Below are 20080 nucleotides of genomic sequence, written 5' to 3' on the forward strand. Positions count from 1 at the left end.
TTTTATGCGTGCTGTAATGAGCGGGCTTGCCCCGCGCCGCGATCTACCTGACACACCGCGGCGCGGGGCAAGCCCGCTCACTACAAAAATGACACTTGCGCACACAAGGTCGCTAGACTTCCTGCTACAGACCACCGCCTTGCACATGGAGGTATTGCATGGGGCAGAAAGCCGCCGACATCGCCACCATTGGCCGCATCAGCGCCGTACCTGCGATGCTCAAAGTCATCAGCGACATGACCGGCTTGCGCTTCGCCGCCGTGGCCCGGGTGACCGAGGACAACTGGACCGCCTGCGCCGTACTCGATCAACTGGAATTCGGCCTCGGCGTCGGCAGCGAGCTGGATCTGACCACCACCATTTGCCATGAGATCCGTGGTTCCCACGAGTCCGTCGTGATCGACAAGGCCAGTGAAGACCCGGTCTATTGCAACCACCACACCCCACGCCTCTACGTGTTTGAAAGCTACATTTCCGTGCCAGTGTTCCGCACCGACGGACGCTTCTTCGGCACGATCTGCGCCCTCGACCCCAACCCCGCGCAACTGCGCAGCAGTACGATCCAGTCGACCATGGAATCGTTCGCCCGCCTGCTCTCGCTGCAAATCGAAGCCGAAGAAAACCAGCAGCAAACCGAAGCCGAGCTGTTGGAAGAGCGCGGCACCGCCGAATTGCGCGAGCAGTTCATTGCCGTGCTCGGCCATGACCTGCGCAACCCGCTGTTCGCCATCAATTTCGGTGCCGAACGCTTGCTGCGCAAACACCCCAATGCCACCACTGACCCACTGGTGAGGCACATCCTCGCCAGTGGCCGGCGCGCAGCGCAGTTGGTTGAAGACGTGCTCGATTTTGCCCGTGGCCGCATGGGAAGTGGCATCCCGCTACACCGCAGCGAGTGCCAGGACCTGCAAGACGCCTTGCATCAGGTGGTGCTCGAAGTGCAAAGCGTGCACCCGCAGCGCTTGATCCATGCCGACATCGGTGACCTGCAAGGTGTGCACGGCGACCGTGATCGATTGGCGCAATTGCTCTCCAACCTGGTGGCCAATGCCATCCACCATGGCCACCGGCACAGCCCGGTGTACGTCAGCGCGCAGGTTGAACACCAGCACCTGACCCTGACGGTGAAGAACGCCGGGCAGATCAGCGAGCAGGCCTTTCCCAGGTTGTTCCAGCCCTACTCGCGCCCCCTCACCGATACACCCCAGGCCGGGCTGGGCCTGGGGCTCTACATCGTCAAGCAGATTGCCGATGCCCACGGTGGTGAACTGAGCGTGACCAGCAGCGAGCAGCACGGCACGGTGTTCAGCTTCAGCCTGCCAATCGCCTGATCAGGCGCCCAGCCGTGCGGTGAGTTCATTCAGCTCGCCGGACAACCCGCGCAGGTTATGACTGGCCGCCTCGGTGCGCTGCACGTTGTCCATGTTGGCCGTGGCCACGGTGGTGATCTGCGTGATGTTGCGCGAAATGTCTTCGGCCACCGAGGTCTGCTCTTCCGCCGCCGTGGCGATCTGGCGGTTCATGTCGCGAATCGCCTCCACGGCCTGGGTGATGTGCGTGAGCATGGCGCCCGCCTGGGTGACCTTGGCCACGCTGTCATCGCTGCACGACTGGCCGCTGACAATCGCCTCGGCCGCATCCACCGCACCGGTTTGCACCGCGTGAATGATCTGGTTGATCTCGATGATCGACGCCGCGGTGCGTTGCGCCAGGCTTCGCACTTCATCGGCCACCACCGCAAACCCGCGCCCGGCTTCGCCTGCCCGTGCGGCCTCGATGGCTGCGTTGAGCGCCAACAGGTTGGTTTGCTCGGCAATCCCGCGAATCACTTCGAGCACTTTGCCGATGCGCACGCTGTCGGTTTCCAGGCGGCGGATGATGGTGCCGGTGTTGAGGATTTCATTGCGCATCTGGCCAATGGTGGCGATGGTGACTTGCATCACCTCGCCGCCTTCGCGGGCCGACTGGTCAGCCTCATCGGCCGCGCGCGAAGCACTGGCGGCGTGGCGCGCGACTTCCTGGGCGGTGGCCGACATTTCGGTCATGGCCGTGGCCACCTGGTCGGTGCGGCTGAACTGATCGTGGGTGCCGGTCGCCATTTGCCCGGCGATGGAATTCAGCTCGCCGCTGGCGCTGACCAGGTCAGTAGCGCTGCGTTGCAAACGGCTGAAGGTTTCGGCAAGGAAATCGCGCAGGGTATTCGCGGCGGCGGCCAGGTGGCCCAGCTCATCCTGGCGGCGGCTGGCCACGCGCTCGGCGAAACGGCCATGGCTCAATTGCGTCACGTAGTCGATCAAGCCACGGATCGGCAGGATCAGGTTGCGGTTGATCAAAAACAGGCTGAACAGGCCAATCGCGGCGCCGGACAGCAACATGATCGCCAGGCCCACCAGCACCGTGCGCTCGGCATAGGCGCTGATGGCCACGGATTGCTGGCTGCCCTGGGCGCGCAAGTCGCTGACCAGCGCGCTCATCTGATCGCTGGCGGCGCGGTCCACGCCCTTGACCGCATTGTCACCTGCCGTCGGGTCGCCACCGGCGGCCACATAGGCGTCACGGCCCTTCTGGTAGGCCAGCCCCAGTTGCTGGTGCTCCTGGCGCAGGGTGTCGATCCGTCGGCTCAGCGTCGGATCGTCTTGGGTCTGTGTGACCAGGCGGGTGAGGATGCCTTGCACATCGCGCTGGCGGTCCTGGAACTGGCCCCAGTATTTCTCCATGTCCTGTGGCTGCTTGCCGCGCAACAGGACGTTTTTCCACTCCTGCACCTGCACCTTGAATTGCAGGTTGGCTTCATCAATCAGCTGTGAGGTGAGCAACGGCCCGTCGATCAAACTGCGATAACTCTGAACCCCGTTGGACAGGAAGTTGAAACACGCCAGGGCGATCAACAACATCGCCAGCAGGCTGCCACCGAGCAGCGACAGGATTTGTGCTCTCAAGGAGGTTCGCAAAACATTCATCGGGGAAAAGCCTCGATACAAGGAAAAGGGTGCATGCACGCCGTAACTTCCCTGTCGTCAAAGGCACCGCCCATCCACAGCGGTTCTTAGTGCCCTGAATCGGCCGTGCCAGAGGCTTCTTGAACGGTTCCTGACAAACGGTCAAGAAAATGTCACCGCAACGAAATAAATCACAAACCGTCACAAAACTGTCAAATCTCCTTGCAATGATTCGCCCACGCGAACCTGTGAAACGTCCTACAGGCGCTTTCTCTGCGAGCCTCCATGAACCACAGCATCGACCACGGCCACCAAGATCCCGATCTGTTTGGCCTGCTTTACGGTTTTCGTTTTCGGCCCGGTGAAAAGGGCGAGCAGATCGATTCGGCCACGGCGCTGGCGGCCCTCAAGGCGCCGCAAGATCCGGAGGAGTTCCTCTGGTTGCACCTGAACCTGGCCCACGCTGCCTGCGAGCGCTGGATGAAGACCCACCTGTCGCTGCCGGACGAGTTTTTCGAAGCCTTGCACGAAGGCTCGCGCTCCACCCGGATCGAACACGTTGACGCAGCCTTGCTGGCGGTGGTCAACGACGTGGTGTTCAACTTCAGCAGCATGGTCTCGTCGGACATTTCCACGCTGTGGGTGTGCGCCCGCAGCCGCTTGCTGGTCAGCGCGCGCCTGCAACCGCTGCACTCGGTGGATAAATTGCGCTCGTCGGTCAAGGCCGGTGAACGCTTCCGCTCGCCGCTGGAACTGCTGGTGCACCTGCTGCGCGACCAGGGCGAAGTGCTGACCCAGATCGTGCGCAAGACCAGCATCAGCGTCGACCATATCGAAGACCAGTTGCTGTCTTCACGGCTGTCCACCAACCGCGCCGAACTGGGCGCCGCACGCCGGGTGCTGGTGCGCCTGCAACGCCTGCTGGCGCTGGAGCCGGGCTCGCTGCTGCGCCTGCTCAACCGCCCGCCGCAATGGCTGCAAAAGGAAGACGTGAAGGAGTTGCGCAAGTCCACCGAGGAGTTTGCGCTGATCATCAACGACCTGATGGCCCTGGGCGAACGCATCAAGTTGTTGCAGGAAGAAATCGCCGCCAACCTCAACGAACAAAGCAACCGCACGCTGTTCACCCTCACCGTGGTGACGGTGCTGGCGCTGCCGATCAACATCATTGCCGGCTTTTTTGGCATGAACGTGGGCGGCGTGCCGCTCTCCACCGACCCGGAAGGCTTCTGGATCCTGGTGGCGTTGGTGGCGACGTTCACCTTGATTGCCGGGCGCTGGGCGTTCCGCAAACGCAAAGACTACTGACCCACCCTCCCCTGTAGGAGCCGGCTTGCCGGCGATGGCATTCTGCCTGTCACCTTATCTGTGACTGATACACCGCCATCGCCGGCAAGCCGGCTCCTACACGGTTGGGCGGTGTTATCTAGACCAGTGGCACCCTCAAACACCGAAAGACTGACATACCGCAGCATCTCTGTAACATTCTGCAATGATCATGAACGACATCCTCCCCACACTGGATGCTCCGGCATGGCCACCCCTTCCCTGACTGCCTCCAACACCGCCTCACCCGCCGACCCCAAACCCCGGCTGGACAAGAAACCCGGCCTGCTGACGGTGATCATTTTCTTCGCCGTGCTCGCCATGGGCCTGTTGTTCACCGCCTACAGCCTGATGCACGACATGCACGAGCTGGGCACGGTGGTCACCACCTGGACCCCGTTCCTGCTGCTGGGCGTGGCGCTGTTGATCGCCTTGGGCTTCGAGTTCGTCAACGGTTTTCACGACACGGCCAACGCCGTGGCAACCGTGATCTACACCAACTCGCTGCCGCCGCATTTCGCGGTGGTGTGGTCGGGTTTCTTCAACTTCCTCGGCGTGCTGCTGTCCAGCGGCGCCGTGGCGTTCGGCATCATTGCCCTGCTGCCGGTCGAGCTGATCTTGCAGGTGGGTTCGTCGGCCGGTTTCGCGATGATCTTCGCCCTGCTGATCGCCGCGATTCTGTGGAACCTCGGCACCTGGTGGCTGGGTTTGCCAGCGTCGTCGTCGCACACCCTGATCGGTTCGATCATCGGTGTGGGCGTGGCCAACGCCTTGATGCACGGGCGTGACGGCACCAGCGGCGTGGATTGGGGCCAGGCGATCAAGATCGGCTACGCGCTGTTGCTGTCGCCGCTGATCGGCTTTGTGTTTGCCGCCCTGCTGTTGTTGGCCCTGCGCGCCTTTGTGAAGAACCGCTCGCTGTACAAGGCACCGAAGGGCGACACCCCGCCGCCGTGGTGGATCCGCGGCATGCTGATCGCCACCTGCACCGGCGTGTCGTTCGCCCACGGCTCCAACGATGGCCAGAAAGGCATGGGCCTGATCATGCTGATCCTGGTCGGCACCCTGCCGATGGCCTATGCGTTGAACCGCACCATGCCGGCCGAGCAGTCGCTGCAGTTTGCCGCCGTGGCCGAAGTGACCCAAGTGGCCCTGGTGAAAAGTGCACCGCAAGTATTGCCCGGTGACCCGCGCCCGATTCTCTCGACCTACGTGCGCACCAAGGAAGCCACGCCGGAACTGGTCCCCGCCCTCGCCGCCCTCGCCGGCCAGATCGGTGATGAAGTGAAAGGCTACGGCTCCCTGGCCAAAGTGCCGGCGGAGGCGGTGGGCAACGTGCGTAACGACATGTACCTGACCAGCGAAACCATTCGCCTGATGGACAAGGACAAGGTTGGCAACTTCGACGCCGACACCCAAGGCAAGCTCAAGCTGTTCAAGGACCAGATCGACAATTCCACGCGCTTTATCCCGCTGTGGGTGAAGATCGCCGTGGCCATCGCCCTGGGCCTGGGTACCATGGTCGGTTGGAAGCGCATCGTGGTGACGGTGGGTGAAAAAATCGGCAAGACCCACCTGACGTATGCCCAGGGCGCCTCGGCGGAAATGGTCGCGATGCTGACCATTGGCGCGGCGGACATGTACGGGTTACCGGTCTCGACTACCCATGTGTTGTCGTCCGGTGTGGCGGGGACCATGGTGGCCAATGGCGGCGGCTTGCAGATGCGCACCATCCGTAACCTGGTGATGGCGTGGGTGCTGACGTTGCCAGCGGCGATCCTGCTGTCGGGCAGCCTGTACTGGCTGTTCACCAAACTGTTCTGACCCAACACCTCCCCTCTTCTGTAGGAGCCCGGCTTGCCGGCGATGGCGATCTCATGGACGCCATCGCCAGCAAGCGGGGCTCCTACAAGGGTGTTTGTCAGGCGAATAATGTGGTCATGGCTTTGAGGCGCTTTTTGTAGATCCGCCGCGCCTCCAACGCCTCCTCCAGCGTCACCGCCACAAACCCCGCCCGCTGGTTCGGCTGCATCTGCCCGATCAAGTCCAGGTCGGCGCTGATCACCGTACCGATCATCGCGTAGCCCCCGCCCGACACCGCATCGCGGTGCAACACGATCGGCTCCAACCCAGCCGGCACCTGGATCGAACCTATCGGGTAGCAACTGTCGACGATGTTCGAAGGGTCCGACCCCGCGCCAAACGGCTGCTCCCGTGGCTGAAAGCTCAGCGCACTGCCGCCCTTGAAGCGGTAGCCGATACGATCCGCCTCTGAACCCACGGTCCAGGGCTCGGCAAAAAAGCTGCCTTTGGCGCCCTCCGTCAGGCGCTCGTAATACAGCCCCGGCACCACCCGCAGGGTCACGTCACCGCCCACCGAGCGGCGCAGGGCCATGGGCAAACTGTTGCCGGCACGCCCGCTGCCACTGGCCTGGCCGATGGGTAACTCATCGCCTTCCTGCAAACGTCGCCCCTGAAACCCGCCGAGGGCGCCCAGGGTGTAGGTCGAGCGACTGCCCAACACCAGCGGCACATCGATGCCACCGGCCACCGCCAGGTAAGTACGGGCGCCTGCCTTGGGGAATTCAAAGCGCAGCACCTGCCCGGCGCGCACCTGGAAGGCGGTGTCCTGGTGCACCACTTCACCGTCCAGGCGCGGCGCCATCAAGGCGCCGCTGAGCGCCACCAGCGCGTCTTGCTGGAACTGAAGTTCGGGGCCGATCAACGTGCATTCCAGCGCCGCCGCGCCGATGGGGTTGCCCACCAGGTGGTTGGCCGCGCTCAAGGCGTATTGGTCCAGCGCACCGGAGGGCGGGATGCCGAGGTGGTAGTAGCCTTCGCGGCCAAGGTCCTGCACAGACGTGGCGAGGCCGGGTTTGAGGACCTTGATCATGCCAGCGCCTCCTGCAGGGATTTCGGGTAGCCGATAGGGTCGGCGAGAAACGCATCGAGGGAGAACTCCACCGGGCGGATGCGCAGGTCGAACCGCCCGGCGTCCACCTCGGCCACCGCCAGATCGTAGGCGTCGCGGTCCATGGGTTTGAACTGCACGATGTCACCGGGGCGGAAGAACACCATGTGTTCCTTCAGGTAGGCCAACTGCTGCGCCGGGTCGTAGATCGGCGCCGGGGTCACGCCGAACATCTGGTAGCCACCGGCACCCCGCACCGAGTAGATGCAGCCAAAACAGCCGCCATGGCCGAGGGTGAGCTTGGGCGTGTCGGTGCGCGGGCGCAGGTACTTGGGCACCTGCAATTGCCGCTCGCGCTCGACCATCTGGAACATGAACGGCAGGCCCGCCACAAACCCCACCATCGACACAAACCACGGCGCACCGCTGTGGGCGGCAATGAACGCGTCCACATCAGCCAGGCCGTTGATGCGCGCCGCGTACTCCAGGTCCGTGCCGCTGGGGTCTTGATGGCGGTCGCGAAAACGCATCAGGGTTTCATGGGTCCAGGGGTCGTTGTAGAGCACCGGGATTTCGATGATGCGCGTGTGTAAGGTGCGCTCGGCCACGGCCTGGGCCTCGGCGGTTTGTACTGCGTCGAGCAACACATGGGGGGCGATACGGTCGGGATCGAAGCGGATCTGGAACGACGCGTTGGCCAGGCACACATCCAGCACGCCCTCCAGCGCCAGGCGCTCCACGGCGCGGGTCACGGCCATGCCTTTGAAAAAGGCCTCCAGGGACATGCTGTCGCTGACCTCGGCAAACAGGTGTTCATCACCGCCGAAGCTGTAGCGGATGGGGGACGTTTCAGCCATGTCTGTTCCTCTTGGAATCATTGTAGAAAGGCAGGCGAAAAAAATCGGGGATCGTTTTTTTATTGGGGTGTCTTGACGGTGATACCCGCCTGGTCCAACGCTTCGCGGGTGGCTTCCACCAACTCGAGGGCGCCGGGCGTGTCGCTGTGCAGACAGATGGAATCGAATTCGATGAACAGGTCTTCGCCTTCTACGGTGCGCACAAGTCCGGTCTGGCATGCCCGCAGGACGCGTGCTGCGACGGTCGCAGGATCCAGCGCCCGCACATTGCGGGTAAACACGATGGAGCCGCTCAGATCGTACTCACGGTCGGCATAAAATTCGCGCACCACCGGCTGCCCCAGTTCCTTGGCGATGCGCCAGATCACCGAGTTGGGCATGCAGTACAGCAACAGCGTCGGCTGGATGAGTTGCAGATTCTGCACCAGCAACCGCGCCGCTTCTTCATCACGCGCCAGGTGCATGTACAACGCGCCGTGGGGCTTGATGTGTTGCAGCGTCACGCCCTGGGCGCGGGCAATTTCACGCAGGGCGCCGAGTTGGTAGAGCATGTCGTCCACCAGTTCCTGGGCCGGCGCGTTGATGTGGCGACGGCCAAAGCCGACCAGGTCGCGAAAGCCCGGGTGCGCGCCGATGGCCACGCCCAGTTGCTTGGCGCGCTCGACGGTGCGGCGCATGGTGCCGGGGTCGCCGGCGTGGAAGCCGGTGGCGATGTTGGCCGAGCTGATATACGCCATGAGCTCTGCGTCGACGCCGTCGCCGATGGTCCAGGGGCCGAAGCCTTCGCCCATGTCCGAGTTGAAATCCACTGCCTGCATCGAAGTCGCTCCGCCTAAGTGATGTTGGAAAAGTAGGCCGCAGCCTGACCCCTTGGGAAGATCTATTATCAGATGACCCATCTTCTGAAAATCAGATATCACTACCACCCCCACACTGTAGGAGCCCGGCTTGCCGGCGATAGCGGTCTCAAACCTAGCGATAGGTCAGGTGACGCCATCGCCGGCAAGCCGGGCTCCTACGAGGAATGCGGCATGTCCCTGACTCTGCGCCAAGTCCGTTATTTTGTGGCCACCGCCGAGATCGGCCAGATCTCCCAGGCGGCGATTCACCTGAACATCTCCCAGTCGGCAGTGACCACGGCGATCAAGGAGCTGGAAGCCATGCTCGGCGTGCAACTGTTCGTGCGCTCGGCCCAGGGCATGAACCTCACCGACGCCGGGCGGCACTTTCTCAACCGCGCCTACGTAATCCTGCGCAGCGTGGACGATGCCCTGAACAGCCCACTGCCCGACTACCGCGCCAGCGGCGTGCTGCGGGTTGCCGCCAGCTACACGGTGCTGGGTTATTTCCTGCCGCACCACCTGCAACGCATGGAACACTGGCACCCGGACGTGACCATCAAGGTCTTCGAACAAGAGCGCCAGGCCATCGAACAAGGACTGCTCGACGGCCAGTTCGACATGGCCGTGGTGCTCACGGCCAACCTCACCCACCCGGCCATCGTGTCCGAGATCCTCTTCAACTCCGAGCGTCGCCTGTGGCTACCCAGCCATCACCCGCTGTGCGAACGCGATGCGGTGAGCCTGGCAGATGTGGCGCAGGAACCCTACATCCTGCTCACCGTCGACGAGGCCGAACACAGCGCCATGCGCTATTGGGAACAGGCCGGCCAGGCGCCAAACGTGCGCCTGCGCACCAGCTCGGTGGAGGCGGTGCGCAGCATGGTCGCCAATGGCAGCGGCGTGGCGATTCTGTCGGATCTGGTGCACCGCCCCTGGTCCCTGGAAGGCAAGCGCATCGAAACGCTGACCGTCACCGACCCGGTGACGCCCATGAGCGTAGGCCTGGCCTGGCATCGCGAAAGTGCATTTACCCCGGCGATGCAGGCGTTTCGTGATTACTTCCACGATGCGTTCCTGGCCCCGCAGCAACTGTCGGCACGGCGTTAAAGATGGGCCTGCAAGGTGGTGGTCAACCACTCCATGAACACCCGCACTCGCAAGGGCAAATGACGCTGGCCGGCATACAGCAACGACACATCCAACGGCGGCGCCTGGTATTCATGCAGCACCGCCACCAACTCGCCACTGGCCAGTAAGCTGCGGACACCCAGCAGCGGCACCTGGACGATGCCGAACCCACCCAGGCAAGCGGCCTGGTAGGCATCAGTGCTGTTGACGGTGACGCGCCCGGCCATCGCCACCCGCTGCACCTTGTTGCCCTGCAGGTATTCGAACCCCGTGGGGCGCGCGCCCAGTGGCCGCACGTAGTGCACCAGTTGATGGTCGGCCAGGTCGTCGAGGGTCCGGGGCGTGCCGTAGCGTTGCAGGTAGGCCGGGCTCGCGCAGTTGGCCATGGGCATGCTGCATACCTTGCGGGCCACCACGGTTTGATCGGGCTGGGCGCCGACGCGCAAGACACAATCGAACCCTTCGGCGATCAGGTCGACCTGGCGGTCCGAACTGCTGATCTGCATCTCGATCAGCGGGTGGCGCTCCATGAACGACGGCAAGTGCGGCAGGATCATGCCGCGGGCCATCACGTTGGGCATGTCCACGCGAATGCGCCCGGCCAGTTGGGTTTCGTCTTGGCGAAACAAGCCTTCCAGCTCTTCCATGTGCGACAGCAAATCCTTGCTGCGCTCATACAGTACACGGCCGTCCTGGGTCGCCTGCACCTTGCGGGTGGTGCGCTGCAACAGGCGGGCGCCCACCAGTTCTTCCAGGGCCTGCACGTGCTCGGACACGGTGGAACGCGGCAGGCCCAGGCTTTCGCCAGCCCCGGTGAAACTCGACAGTTCGGTGACCCGCACGAAGGTGCGCAGCAACTCAAGTTTGTTCATGGATTGTTCGCCTCATCCGGCCAGTGATTCCGGGATAGCCCTGTTTATCACGTTACAGGCGGACAAATACACTCAGTCCCACGATCATTCAGAGGACTGCACCATGACCCGCAAAATCGCACTCATCACCGGCGCCAGTCGTGGCCTGGGCAAAAGCGCCGCACTGCACTTGGCAGCCCAAGGCGTCGACATTATCGGCACCTACCACAGCGCTGCGGCCGAGGCCCAAGCGGTGGTCGAACAGGTTCAAGCCCTGGGCGGCCGCGCCGCCATGCTGCAACTGGACGTGAGCCAAAGCGGCACCTTCGATCACTTCGTGGGTGAAGTCGGCCGTGTGCTCAAGGACGTTTTCGCACAGGATCACTTCAACTTTCTGATCAACAACGCCGGCATCGGCGCTCACGCCAGCTTCGCCGAGACCACTGAAGAGCAGTTCGACAAGCTGGTGGCCATCCACTTCAAGGCGCCGTTTTTCCTCACGCAAAAACTGCTGCCGCTGATCAGCGATGGCGGGCGCATCATCAACATTTCCAGCGGCCTGGCGCGGTTCAGCTTGCCGGGGTACTCGGCGTATGCCTCGATGAAAGGCGCGGTGGAAGTGCTGTCGCGCTATCAGGCCAAGGAGCTGGGGCCACGGGGTATCACCGTCAACACCCTGGCACCGGGCGCCATCGCCACCGACTTCAGTGGCGGCGCAGTGCGCGACAACCCGCAGGTCAATGCCATGGTGGCCAACAACACCGCGCTGGGCCGCGCCGGCTTGCCCGACGATATCGGCGGGGCGATCTCGACCCTGCTGGCCGATGGCAGCAACTGGATCACCGGGCAACGCATCGAAGCCTCGGGCGGCATGTTTCTGTAAGCGTTCTGCGCTAGCATCAATGCCTTCAGATCACTGACAGGCAATCACCGATGAGTTTTGATCCAGGCTTGGCCGGCGGCATGGGCGTGTTGGCGGCCGTGGTGGACATGGGCAGTTTTGCGCGTGCCGCCGACAGCCTGGAGATGACACCGTCGGGGGTCAGCCGGGCGATTTCCCGGCTGGAAAAACGCCTGGGGATTCGCCTGTTCGACCGTACCACCCGCTCGGTGCAACTGACCGATGAGGGCCGGCGCTTCTACCAGGAAATCGCCCCGTTGTTGGCCGGCCTCGAAGAGGCCGCCAGCGCCGCCGCCGACAGTGCACTCACCGTGCGCGGGCGCCTGCGGGTGAACATCGACCCGTACTTTTCACGGCTGGTGTTGGGCCCGGTGCTGGGGGATTTCATGCGCCGTTACCCGCAACTGCAACTGGACCTGCACACCCGCGACCAACTCGGCGATCTGGTGGCCGACGGCTTTGACCTGGCGATTCGCTTTGGCATCCCGCAATCCTCCTCGCTGATCGCGCGCAAGCTGATGGAAGTGCGCGTGCTCACCGTCGCCTCCCCTGCCTACCTTGAAACCTACGGCCGCCCCGCTCACCCGCAGGCACTGGAAACCGGGCACATGTGCCTGGACTTTCGCGACTCGCAAACCGGCCGGCCGTTCGCCTGGGAATTCCATCGCCCCGGCGAGCGCCTGACCGTGCGCACCAGCGGGCGCCTGGTGGTCAACGACGCCAGCACCCTGTACAGCGTGTGCGAACACGGGCACGCGGTGGCGCAAATGCTCGACCTGGGCCTGGCCCCGGCGCTCAAGGCCGGTGGTTTGGTGGAGTTGTTTCCGGACTGGCCCGACGAACGTTTCCCGTTGTATGCCTACTACCCGTCACGGCATTTGCCCGCCGCCAAGGTGCGGGCCTTCCTCGATTTCGTGGCCACACTCACCCCCCTGTAGGAGCCCGGCTTGTCGAATCGTCGCACCGCGGCGATGGCGATCTCAAGTACGCCCCCCTTGTAGGAGCCCGGCTTGCCGGCGATGGCGATCTGAAGGGCCCCATCGCCGGCAAGCCAGGCTCCTACAGGGGTCGTGTCCGGTGGTTACAGTGGCCGTACCCGGCGGTTACAGCGGCGGTGTTCGGGGTTACAACGCCAGTGTGCGACGTTGCAGGATTTTTTCCCGAATCATGTCGTACCCCAGGTGGTACACGTAGGTGTACGGCAGGAAGAACAGCAGCACGCCGATGTCGAGGATAAAGGCTTCCAACAGGCTGATGCCCAGCCACATCGCAATCAATGGCACACACACCAGGATCAGCCCGCCTTCAAACATCAGCGCGTGCAGTACGCGGGTCCAGCTGTTGGTGGGCAGTTGCAGGCGCACCTTGAGGCGGTCGAACAGGCTGTTGAAAATAATGTTCCAGGTCAGCGCCAGCACGCTGATACCCAGGGTCACCGCGCCCATTTCCAGGGCGGGCCGGCCGGTGATCCAGACCAGCAGTGGTGTGCAGATCAGCAGGGCCAGCCCTTCAAAACCCAGGGCTTGGCAAACGCGTTCAGTCATCGATTTGGTGGGGTTCATGACCCGGCTCCGTGAGTGGCGACGGTTGCCATCATTACTCCCCTGCTCGATACTTCATAACTAATAACCATCGATCAAGGCGATAGTCATGGCCTCCAACGAAGTGCTGCAGGCGTTTGTACAGGCGGCCACCCAAGGCTCGTTCTCGGCGGCGGCGCGCAAGCTGGGCAAGAGCCAGTCCACCGTCAGCGCGGCGGTGGCGAGCCTGGAGATTGACCTGGATGTGGAGCTGTTCGACCGCAGCAGCCGCAAGCCGACGCTGACCCCGGCCGGCCATGTGCTGTTGCTGCGTGCCGAGCAGGTGCTGGAAGCCAGCAGCCGCCTGGAACTGGCTGCCAGCCAGTTGTCCCAGGGGTTGGAGCCGAAGCTGACGATTGCGATGTCCGACACCTACCAATCGGACCGTTTCGAAATTGCCCTCAAAGCCTTTGAACAGCGCTACCCGGACCTTGAGCTCGAATGCCTGATCGCCGAGTGCGAAGACCTGATTGCCCTGGTGCAAAGCGGCCGGGCGCAGGTTGCGTTTATTGAAAAACAGGACGTCTACCCGCCCGACCTTACCGGCGCGCCGGTCGAGGAACGTACAGAAATCGCGCTGTACGTGGCCCCCAGACACCCGCTGGCGAGCCTGGACAATATTTCCGCCGACACCCTGCAACAACACCGCGAATTGCGCCTGGCCAGCATCATCAACCCGACCGAAACCCGCCCCAGTGGCCGGGTGTGGTCGGCGCCCAGTTACTTGATGCTGATGGAAATGGCCCAGTTGGGGTTTGGTTGGGCGCCCTTGCCGCGCTGGCTGGTGGAGCGTTTTGATGGCGGCCAGTTGGTGGAGCTCAAGGCGCGCAGCTGGCCGCGCTCGGTGGCGGTGGATGCGCTGTGGTCACGGCATCATCCGCCTGGGCCGGCGGGTGGGTGGTTGCTCGGCAAGATGCTGGAATAACAAACACTCGCCAATAAACAATGAAGATCAACCTGTGGGAGCGGGCTTGCCCGCGAAAGCGGTGTGTCAGTCGAATCAAATGCTAGCTGACACGCCGCTTTCGCAGGCAAGCCAGCTCCCACATTTGACCTGTGTTGGCCTTTAGAATGAGGTCAGGCTGCTGAAAGCTGGGGCGGACGGTTGTTCTGGAAGTATTCGTGCAGGGCGCGCAAGGCAGGCAATTCCAGCGCCTGTGCGGCGAAGCACAGGCCCACGCGGCGTGTCGGGGCCGGCAGGTGCCATTGGCGAATCACCACCCCGGCGCGCTCGGCCGCCATCGACTGCGGCAGCATCGCCACGCCCACACCTGCCGCCACCATGTGCAACGCCTGGGTCAACGAGCCGGCATGCCCCGCCACCGCTTGCGGCGAGCGACCGTACAGCGCCATCAAACGTTGATGGGAGTCATGTTGCGGGCAGGTGATCCAGTCCTCAATCGGCGCCCATGCCTGTTCTTTGCCCACCTGCGCCATGGGGTGAGCCGCTGGCAACGCCATCACGTAGGACTCTTCCCAGATCGGCAGGAACAATTCGTCCTCGCAGCACATTTCTTCCACGGCCAGGCGCCCTTCTCCCTCACAGCCTTCCTGCAAGGTCAGCAACAACCCCGGCAGCCCCTGGTGCGCCATGCGCAGAAAGGTTTCGATCTGGCTGTCGGCAATGTCGCCTTCCACGCCCAATTCCAGGGCGATGCGGTTTTCGCGCCCGCGAAACAAGCGGCTCAAGGCATCGGCTTCGGCCACCATGCGCCGTGCCTGCGGGTACAGCACCCGCGCTTCGGCGCTGACCTCCACGCCCCGTGGCTGGCGCACGAACAACGCCACGCCCAGCTCGTCTTCCAACTGCTTGATGGTCACCGACAGCGTCGGTTGGCTGATGAACAAACGCTGGGCAGCCGCCGTGATATTGCGTTCTTCGAACACCGCGAGAAAGGCTTTGAGGTGACGCACATCCATAGCTTTATCCGATGATAGACAGAGAAATAAGGCATTTTTCAGCCTGACTGGCGCTAAATATACTGCGCCCACGGTTCAGTTATCGATTTTTCTTATTCCAGGAGTGCAATCATGAGCAAGCCACTGATCATCATCACCGGTGCCAGTTCCGGTATCGGCGAAGCCACTGCCCGCCTGCTGTCGGCCGCCGGTCACCCGCTGCTGCTGTTGGCGCGGCGCATCGACCGCCTTAACGACCTGGCCCTGCCCAACACCCTGGCGCGTGGCGTGGATATCACCGACCGCGCAGCCTTGGTCGCTGCCGTGAAGGAAGCCGAAGCGCAATTCGGCCCGGCCGACGCGTTGATCAACAATGCCGGTGTGATGCTGCTGGGCGCAGTCAGCGAACAAGACCCGGCGCAATGGGAGCAGATGCTCGACGTCAACGTGAAAGGCCTGCTCAATGGCATTCACGCGGTGGCCGGCAGCATGGTGGCACGCAAGGGTGGCACCATCATCAACGTCAGCTCGGTGGCTGGGCGCAAAACCTTCCCGAACCACGTGGCTTACGTAGGCACCAAGTTCGCAGTACACGGGATTTCGGAGAACCTGCGCGAAGAATTGTCGCCGAGCAATGTGCGCGTGATCACCATCGCCCCGGGCGCGGTGGAAACCGAACTGCTCAGCCACACCACCGACGAGGCGATCAAGAGCGGTTACCAAGCCTGGAAACAAGACATGGGCGGCACCGTGCTCAGCGCGGATGACGTGGCCTCGGCGATTGCCTACGCCTACGGGCAACCGCAGCATGTGTGCATTCGCGAGATCGTGTTGGCGGCCACGCGTCAGCAGCCGTAACCCAATAAGCGCAAACAACACCGATCACTGTAGGAGCCGGCTTGCCGGCGATAGCGGTGGGTCAGCCAATACCTCTGTTGGCTGATACACCGCTATCGCTGGCAAGCCAGCTCCTACAGTTGTTTTGCGTTGAGTTCGGCCAGGCGTTGCTGGAGGAAGCGTTTCTCTGGAGCTTGCTGGGTCAAGGACAGGGCTTTTTCGTACGCCGTGCGCGCCTCTTCAACACGCCCCAGTTGCCGACAGAATTCCCCCCGCGCCGAATGCGCCAAGTGGTAATCCAGCAACTCACCACGCTGCAAAATCCCCTCCACCAACGCCAGACCCGCCAGCGGCCCCTGCCCCATCGCCACCGCCACGGCGCGGTTCAGTTCGATCACCGGCGAGGGCACTTCCCGCAGCAACACGTCGTAGAGCCCGACGATCTGCAACCAGTCGGTTTCATCGGCACAAGGCGCTTCGGCATGCACCGCCGCAATCGCTGCCTGCAGGCAATACGGGCCGAAACGCCGGGTATTTAACGCCTGCTCCACCAAGGCGCAGCCTTCAGCGATCAGGGCGGTATCCCACAACCCTCGGTCCTGTTCATGCAACAACACCAACTCACCGCTTGCCGACGTGCGCGCCGCTCGGCGGGATTCGTGCAGCAGCATCAGCGCCAGCAAGCCCATGACTTCCGGTTCGGGCAGTAACTCCATGAGTAAACGACCGAGCCGAATGGCTTCGCGGGTCAGGTCTTCACGGGTGAGATCAGCGCCCATGGACGCCGAATAGCCTTCGTTGAACACCAGGTAAATCACCCGTAATACGCTGTCCAGCCGCTCAGGCAATTCGGCCAGGGACGGCACTTGATAGGGAATGCGAGCTTCACGGATCTTGCCCTTGGCGCGCACGATGCGCTGGGCGATGGTGGTGGGGGTGGCCAGGAACGCGCGGGCGATTTCCTCGGTGGTGAGGTCGCAGATCTCACGCAGGGTCAGCGCCGCTTGGGCGTCGGCCGCCAGTGCCGGGTGACAGCAGGTGAAGATCAAACGCAGGCGGTCGTCTTCCACGTCCTCGGCACTCCAGTCAGCCGCTTCCAGTGCGTCGGCCTGCTCCTGCAACAAGGGGGTAAATCGCGCCTGACGGCGCAGGCGGTCGATGGCCTTGAAGCGGCCGGTGGACACCAGCCAGGCGCGCGGGTTGTCCGGCACGCCGTCCTCGGGCCAGCGTTGCAAGGCGACAAAAAACGCCTCGTGCAAGGCCTCCTCGGCCAGGTCGAAATCACCCAACAAGCGAATCAGCGTCGCGAGTACGCGGCGTGATTCGCTGCGGTAAATGGCCTCGACCTGCGCGGTCAATCGGGCATGCCCTGGGTCACCAGCGTCACCAGGCGGTCCAGGCTCTGGCCCCAGCCGTCGTGAAAGCCCATGGCTTCATGGGCCTGCTTGTCGGCCTCGCTCCAGTGCATGGCGCGGGCGGTGTAGAGGGTCTTGCCATCGACCTCTTCAAAGGTGACTTCGGCCGTCATGAACGGCTTGCCCGAAGGGATCCAGCCCGGCGCATAGGCGTCGGTGAACACCAGGCGGCTGGGCGCTTCGATCTCGAGGAACACGCCCTGGGTGGGGTATTCCGCGCCGTCCGGTGCGCGCATCAAGGTGCGAAACAGGCCACCGACCCACAGGTTCATTTCGCACTCGGGGGTGGTCATACCGTGGGGCCCCCACCATTGTTGCAACAAGGCGGGCTCGGTCCAGGCGCGGAACACGCGGCTGCGTGGGGCGTCGATCACGCGGCTGATGGACAGTTCAAATTCGGCGGGTTGAGTGGTCATGGGGCAAACCTCCTGAGTCTTGTGGTTGTTGTGTTCAGAGATTCAACTGGCGCACAGGGCGCACTTCCACACTGCCGACCCGCGCAGCCGGAATGCCGCCGGCCACCTGGATCGCTTCGTTCAAATCCTTGGCCTCGATCAGGTAGAACCCGGCGAGTTGCTCCTTGGTTTCGGCGAACGGCCCGTCAGTAATCGACAACTTGCCATTGCGCATGCGCACGGTGGTGGCGGTGGTGACCGACTCCAGCGGCTCGGCGGCGAGCATCCGCCCGCTGGCCTGGATGGCCTGGGCGTAGGCAAGACACTCCGGGTCTGCGGGGCTGTCGGGCGAGGTGTGCAGCACCTGTTCGTTGCTGTAGATCAGGCAGAGGTATTTCATGGGTGCCTCCCTTTTCGGCTTATCCACTATAGTCCCCGGCGATCAGGGTTCCAGCTCGAACAGCGCGGTACCGCTCAGCATGTCGAAGGGCGCCGACCAGTGCTCATGCACCACGCGCCATTGGCCGTTGATGCGCTGATAACCGGCCGTCACCCGCATCCAGCAGGCCTTCACCACGCCGTCCGGCCCGGCACCACCGCAATGGGCCAGCCAGTGGGCAAAGGCGCTGTCCTGTGCCTCGACGATACGCAACTCATGAAACTCGAAAATACCCGGGCCGGGGCAATGCTTCATGCATTCCTCCCAATGCGCACGGTAGGCGGCCTTGCCCTTGAATTGCAGTGCGGTGACGGCGTCGAACGAGACGATATCGTCGGCGTAATAGCTGACAATTTTGTCGATATCTTGGGCAAGCACGGCTTGCTTCCATTGATCGATCAGGGTGTTGATGGCAGTGCTCATGGCGATACTCCTTCGGGTGGAAAATCACGGAAGACACCCTTAGTCGAACGGCCCTCGCTGCAATCGACAGCCCGCTGAAAAATAATTTCGCCCCAGGCAAACCCGCTAGAATCCAACCCTCTTTGTAGGATTTCGGATGCGCCCCCGATGGAAACCCGCCTCGTCCCCTATGAGACGCTGAGCCTTGTGCAAAAACAGCAGCTCGACGCCCTGCAAGTGCACCCCGAGCAACTGGCGTACTCCGGGGACATCTACTGCGCGCTGAACAGCCTGCTGGTCAACCCAAACCCCGGCGCCATCAAAGGCTTTGCCCTGCTCGCCGACGAGTTGCCCGTCGCCTTCCTGCTGCTCAAACGCCCCCCGTGCCTGCCCCATTGGGCCGATGAACACAGCGCCACGCTGCATGCGTTGCAAGTGGACCGCGGGCAACAAGGCCGCGGGTTCGGCAAGGCGTGTCTGCAGGCACTGCCCGACGCCGCGCTGGCTGCGTGGCCGCAGGTCAAGGCCATCGAGCTGTCGGTGGACGCCGACAATGCGGCGGCGATGGGTTTGTACCTGAGCGCCGGGTGGGTGGACAGTGGCGAGGCGTATAAGGGGCGGATTGGCTATGAACGCAGGCTGGCATTAGTCTTTTGAACGATAAGGAGGTGGCGCAAATGCTGACAACCCTCGAACAACTCGAAACCCTCTACGGCCTCCCCCACGAGCGGGCGGTGCGCAAGGAGATCCCGTTTCTCAACGAGGATTACCAGGCCATGGTGCGCGCCTCGCCGCTGGTGGTGGTGAGTTCGTCCGGGCCGGACGGTGTGGACGGTTCGCCCCGTGGTGATGTTCCGGGGTTTGTGCGGATTGTGGATGAGCGCACGCTGGCGATTCCTGATCGGCCCGGCAACAACCGCCTGGATACCTTGCGCAACCTGGTGCAGGACCCGCGCATTGCCTTGCTGTTCATCATTCCGGGAATTGGCGAAACGTTGCGCGTGAATGGCCGTGCGCAGATTTCCATCGAGCCAGGGTTGCTGGAGAGTTTTGCGGTGAATGGCAAACCGGCGAAGTCGGTGATTCTGGTGCAGGTGGAAAGTGCGTATTTCCACTGCTCAAAGGCGTTTGTGCGTTCCGATTGCTGGAACCCTGAAAAACACCTGGACCGCTCGGCGCTGCCGTCGGCCGGCGCCTTTCACAAGCGGCTCAATGACGGGCAGTTTGACGCCGAGGCGTATGACCGCGAGATGCCGGAGCGGGTCAAGGCCACCCTGTATTGACCCACCCTCTGTAGGAGCCCGGGGGGGGGGGGGGGGGGGGGGGGGGGGGGGGGGGGGGGCGGGGGGGGGGGGGGG

21 protein-coding genes are annotated in these 20080 nt (G+C 63.1%); 10 read left to right on the forward strand and 11 right to left on the reverse strand.

Annotated features, from left to right (window positions below; translation table 11 throughout):
- Positions 1–158 precede the first annotated feature (158 nt).
- Complete coding sequence (locus tag AC07SU_RS22815) at positions 159–1331, forward strand: GAF domain-containing sensor histidine kinase (RefSeq protein ID WP_494998295.1); 1173 nt, start codon at positions 159–161, stop codon at positions 1329–1331.
- Here AC07SU_RS22815 and AC07SU_RS22820 read toward each other — a convergent pair whose 3' ends face one another.
- Positions 1332–2960, reverse strand: a complete 1629-nt coding sequence (locus AC07SU_RS22820) for a methyl-accepting chemotaxis protein (RefSeq protein WP_494998296.1) — start codon at positions 2958–2960, stop codon at positions 1332–1334. It abuts the gene before it with no gap.
- Positions 2961–3224: 264 nt separating this feature from the next.
- Here AC07SU_RS22820 and AC07SU_RS22825 point away from each other — a divergent pair, with 264 nt between their 5' ends.
- Positions 3225–4247, forward strand: coding sequence for a transporter (locus AC07SU_RS22825; protein WP_176997992.1), 1023 nt, complete (start codon positions 3225–3227; stop codon positions 4245–4247).
- A gap of 225 nt (positions 4248–4472) precedes the next feature.
- Positions 4473–6089 (forward strand): inorganic phosphate transporter, encoded by a 1617-nt coding sequence (locus AC07SU_RS22830; RefSeq protein WP_176997993.1) that lies wholly within the window; start codon positions 4473–4475, stop codon positions 6087–6089.
- 97 nt (positions 6090–6186) lie between these two features.
- On the opposite strand, the gene AC07SU_RS22835 is transcribed toward AC07SU_RS22830, so the two are convergent.
- From AC07SU_RS22835 to AC07SU_RS22845, 3 genes are read right to left on the reverse strand one after another with little or no spacing between them, the layout of a single operon-like run.
- A complete protein-coding gene (locus tag AC07SU_RS22835) occupies positions 6187–7158 on the reverse strand; it encodes a 5-oxoprolinase subunit C family protein (RefSeq protein ID WP_494998297.1) in 972 nt (323 codons plus the stop codon).
- Complete coding sequence (locus AC07SU_RS22840; RefSeq protein ID WP_494998298.1) at positions 7155–8033, reverse strand: 5-oxoprolinase subunit B family protein; 879 nt, start codon at positions 8031–8033, stop codon at positions 7155–7157. Before AC07SU_RS22840 ends, AC07SU_RS22835 begins: the two co-directional genes overlap by 4 nt.
- 59 nt (positions 8034–8092) lie before the next feature.
- Complete coding sequence (locus AC07SU_RS22845; RefSeq protein WP_494998299.1) at positions 8093–8851, reverse strand: 5-oxoprolinase subunit PxpA; 759 nt, start codon at positions 8849–8851, stop codon at positions 8093–8095.
- Between the two features lie 213 nt (positions 8852–9064).
- Between AC07SU_RS22845 and AC07SU_RS22850 the strand changes: the two genes are divergently transcribed.
- Positions 9065–9982: a LysR family transcriptional regulator gene (locus AC07SU_RS22850; RefSeq protein WP_494998300.1), complete on the forward strand. Its 918-nt coding sequence runs from the start codon at positions 9065–9067 to the stop codon at positions 9980–9982.
- On the opposite strand, the gene AC07SU_RS22855 is transcribed toward AC07SU_RS22850, so the two are convergent.
- The gene (locus tag AC07SU_RS22855; RefSeq protein WP_494998301.1) at positions 9979–10875 is read right to left on the reverse strand and encodes a LysR family transcriptional regulator; all 897 of its coding nucleotides are present in this window, start codon (positions 10873–10875) and stop codon (positions 9979–9981) included. The genes AC07SU_RS22850 and AC07SU_RS22855 overlap by 4 nt on opposite strands.
- A gap of 103 nt (positions 10876–10978) precedes the next feature.
- Here AC07SU_RS22855 and AC07SU_RS22860 point away from each other — a divergent pair, with 103 nt between their 5' ends.
- On the forward strand, positions 10979–11737 hold the full coding sequence (locus tag AC07SU_RS22860) for an SDR family NAD(P)-dependent oxidoreductase (RefSeq protein ID WP_176997999.1): 759 nt from the start codon (positions 10979–10981) through the stop codon (positions 11735–11737).
- A 50-nt stretch (positions 11738–11787) separates the two neighbouring features.
- Complete coding sequence (locus tag AC07SU_RS22865) at positions 11788–12693, forward strand: LysR family transcriptional regulator (RefSeq protein WP_176998000.1); 906 nt, start codon at positions 11788–11790, stop codon at positions 12691–12693.
- 186 nt (positions 12694–12879) lie between these two features.
- On the opposite strand, the gene AC07SU_RS22870 is transcribed toward AC07SU_RS22865, so the two are convergent.
- Complete coding sequence (locus AC07SU_RS22870) at positions 12880–13317, reverse strand: multidrug/biocide efflux PACE transporter (protein ID WP_178925379.1); 438 nt, start codon at positions 13315–13317, stop codon at positions 12880–12882.
- 88 nt (positions 13318–13405) lie between these two features.
- Here AC07SU_RS22870 and AC07SU_RS22875 point away from each other — a divergent pair, with 88 nt between their 5' ends.
- Positions 13406–14260 (forward strand): LysR family transcriptional regulator, encoded by an 855-nt coding sequence (locus AC07SU_RS22875; RefSeq protein ID WP_176998002.1) that lies wholly within the window; start codon positions 13406–13408, stop codon positions 14258–14260.
- A gap of 152 nt (positions 14261–14412) precedes the next feature.
- On the opposite strand, the gene AC07SU_RS22880 is transcribed toward AC07SU_RS22875, so the two are convergent.
- Positions 14413–15255: a LysR family transcriptional regulator gene (locus AC07SU_RS22880; RefSeq protein WP_494998302.1), complete on the reverse strand. Its 843-nt coding sequence runs from the start codon at positions 15253–15255 to the stop codon at positions 14413–14415.
- A 111-nt stretch (positions 15256–15366) separates the two neighbouring features.
- Between AC07SU_RS22880 and AC07SU_RS22885 the strand changes: the two genes are divergently transcribed.
- The gene (locus AC07SU_RS22885; RefSeq protein ID WP_176998004.1) at positions 15367–16092 is read left to right on the forward strand and encodes an SDR family oxidoreductase; all 726 of its coding nucleotides are present in this window, start codon (positions 15367–15369) and stop codon (positions 16090–16092) included.
- A gap of 113 nt (positions 16093–16205) precedes the next feature.
- On the opposite strand, the gene AC07SU_RS22890 is transcribed toward AC07SU_RS22885, so the two are convergent.
- From AC07SU_RS22890 to AC07SU_RS22905, 4 genes are read right to left on the reverse strand one after another with little or no spacing between them, the layout of a single operon-like run.
- Entirely contained in the window at positions 16206–17429 is a 1224-nt protein-coding gene (locus tag AC07SU_RS22890; protein WP_494998303.1) for an RNA polymerase sigma factor, read from the reverse strand.
- Positions 17426–17902 carry an SRPBCC family protein gene (locus AC07SU_RS22895; protein ID WP_176998006.1) on the reverse strand — a complete coding sequence of 159 codons (477 nt, stop codon included), beginning with the start codon at positions 17900–17902 and terminating at the stop codon, positions 17426–17428. The genes AC07SU_RS22890 and AC07SU_RS22895 overlap by 4 nt, the downstream gene beginning before the upstream one ends.
- A gap of 34 nt (positions 17903–17936) precedes the next feature.
- Complete coding sequence (locus AC07SU_RS22900) at positions 17937–18281, reverse strand: YciI family protein (RefSeq protein ID WP_176998007.1); 345 nt, start codon at positions 18279–18281, stop codon at positions 17937–17939.
- Between the two features lie 42 nt (positions 18282–18323).
- Positions 18324–18743, reverse strand: coding sequence for a YybH family protein (locus AC07SU_RS22905; protein WP_494998304.1), 420 nt, complete (start codon positions 18741–18743; stop codon positions 18324–18326).
- A gap of 147 nt (positions 18744–18890) precedes the next feature.
- On the opposite strand from AC07SU_RS22905, the gene AC07SU_RS22910 reads away from it, so the two are divergent.
- Complete coding sequence (locus AC07SU_RS22910; RefSeq protein WP_494998305.1) at positions 18891–19379, forward strand: GNAT family N-acetyltransferase; 489 nt, start codon at positions 18891–18893, stop codon at positions 19377–19379.
- A 20-nt stretch (positions 19380–19399) separates the two neighbouring features.
- The gene (locus AC07SU_RS22915) at positions 19400–20005 is read left to right on the forward strand and encodes a pyridoxamine 5'-phosphate oxidase family protein (protein WP_494998306.1); all 606 of its coding nucleotides are present in this window, start codon (positions 19400–19402) and stop codon (positions 20003–20005) included.
- The last annotated feature ends 75 nt before the right edge of the window (positions 20006–20080 follow it).

The organism is Pseudomonas sp. GW821-FHT05H12 (assembly GCF_059419385.1).

Bases quoted from the DNA above. Each gene is read 5' to 3' on its own strand.
- AC07SU_RS22855 (WP_494998301.1), bottom strand. From the start codon at position 10,875: ATGAACAAACTTGAGTTGCTGCGCACCTTCGTGCGGGTCACCGAACTG.
- AC07SU_RS22910 (WP_494998305.1), top strand. From the start codon at position 18,891: ATGGAAACCCGCCTCGTCCCCTATGAGACGCTGAGCCTTGTGCAAAAA.
- AC07SU_RS22845 (WP_494998299.1), bottom strand. From the start codon at position 8,851: ATGCAGGCAGTGGATTTCAACTCGGACATGGGCGAAGGCTTCGGCCCC.
- AC07SU_RS22880 (WP_494998302.1), bottom strand. From the start codon at position 15,255: ATGGATGTGCGTCACCTCAAAGCCTTTCTCGCGGTGTTCGAAGAACGC.
- AC07SU_RS22850 (WP_494998300.1), top strand. From the start codon at position 9,065: ATGTCCCTGACTCTGCGCCAAGTCCGTTATTTTGTGGCCACCGCCGAG.
- AC07SU_RS22830 (WP_176997993.1), top strand. From the start codon at position 4,473: ATGGCCACCCCTTCCCTGACTGCCTCCAACACCGCCTCACCCGCCGAC.
- AC07SU_RS22905 (WP_494998304.1), bottom strand. From the start codon at position 18,743: ATGAGCACTGCCATCAACACCCTGATCGATCAATGGAAGCAAGCCGTG.
- AC07SU_RS22825 (WP_176997992.1), top strand. From the start codon at position 3,225: ATGAACCACAGCATCGACCACGGCCACCAAGATCCCGATCTGTTTGGC.
- AC07SU_RS22915 (WP_494998306.1), top strand. From the start codon at position 19,400: ATGCTGACAACCCTCGAACAACTCGAAACCCTCTACGGCCTCCCCCAC.
- AC07SU_RS22820 (WP_494998296.1), bottom strand. From the start codon at position 2,960: ATGAATGTTTTGCGAACCTCCTTGAGAGCACAAATCCTGTCGCTGCTC.
- AC07SU_RS22895 (WP_176998006.1), bottom strand. From the start codon at position 17,902: ATGACCACTCAACCCGCCGAATTTGAACTGTCCATCAGCCGCGTGATC.
- AC07SU_RS22885 (WP_176998004.1), top strand. From the start codon at position 15,367: ATGAGCAAGCCACTGATCATCATCACCGGTGCCAGTTCCGGTATCGGC.
- AC07SU_RS22875 (WP_176998002.1), top strand. From the start codon at position 13,406: ATGGCCTCCAACGAAGTGCTGCAGGCGTTTGTACAGGCGGCCACCCAA.
- AC07SU_RS22840 (WP_494998298.1), bottom strand. From the start codon at position 8,033: ATGGCTGAAACGTCCCCCATCCGCTACAGCTTCGGCGGTGATGAACAC.
- AC07SU_RS22900 (WP_176998007.1), bottom strand. From the start codon at position 18,281: ATGAAATACCTCTGCCTGATCTACAGCAACGAACAGGTGCTGCACACC.
- AC07SU_RS22865 (WP_176998000.1), top strand. From the start codon at position 11,788: ATGAGTTTTGATCCAGGCTTGGCCGGCGGCATGGGCGTGTTGGCGGCC.
- AC07SU_RS22815 (WP_494998295.1), top strand. From the start codon at position 159: ATGGGGCAGAAAGCCGCCGACATCGCCACCATTGGCCGCATCAGCGCC.
- AC07SU_RS22860 (WP_176997999.1), top strand. From the start codon at position 10,979: ATGACCCGCAAAATCGCACTCATCACCGGCGCCAGTCGTGGCCTGGGC.
- AC07SU_RS22835 (WP_494998297.1), bottom strand. From the start codon at position 7,158: ATGATCAAGGTCCTCAAACCCGGCCTCGCCACGTCTGTGCAGGACCTT.
- AC07SU_RS22870 (WP_178925379.1), bottom strand. From the start codon at position 13,317: ATGAACCCCACCAAATCGATGACTGAACGCGTTTGCCAAGCCCTGGGT.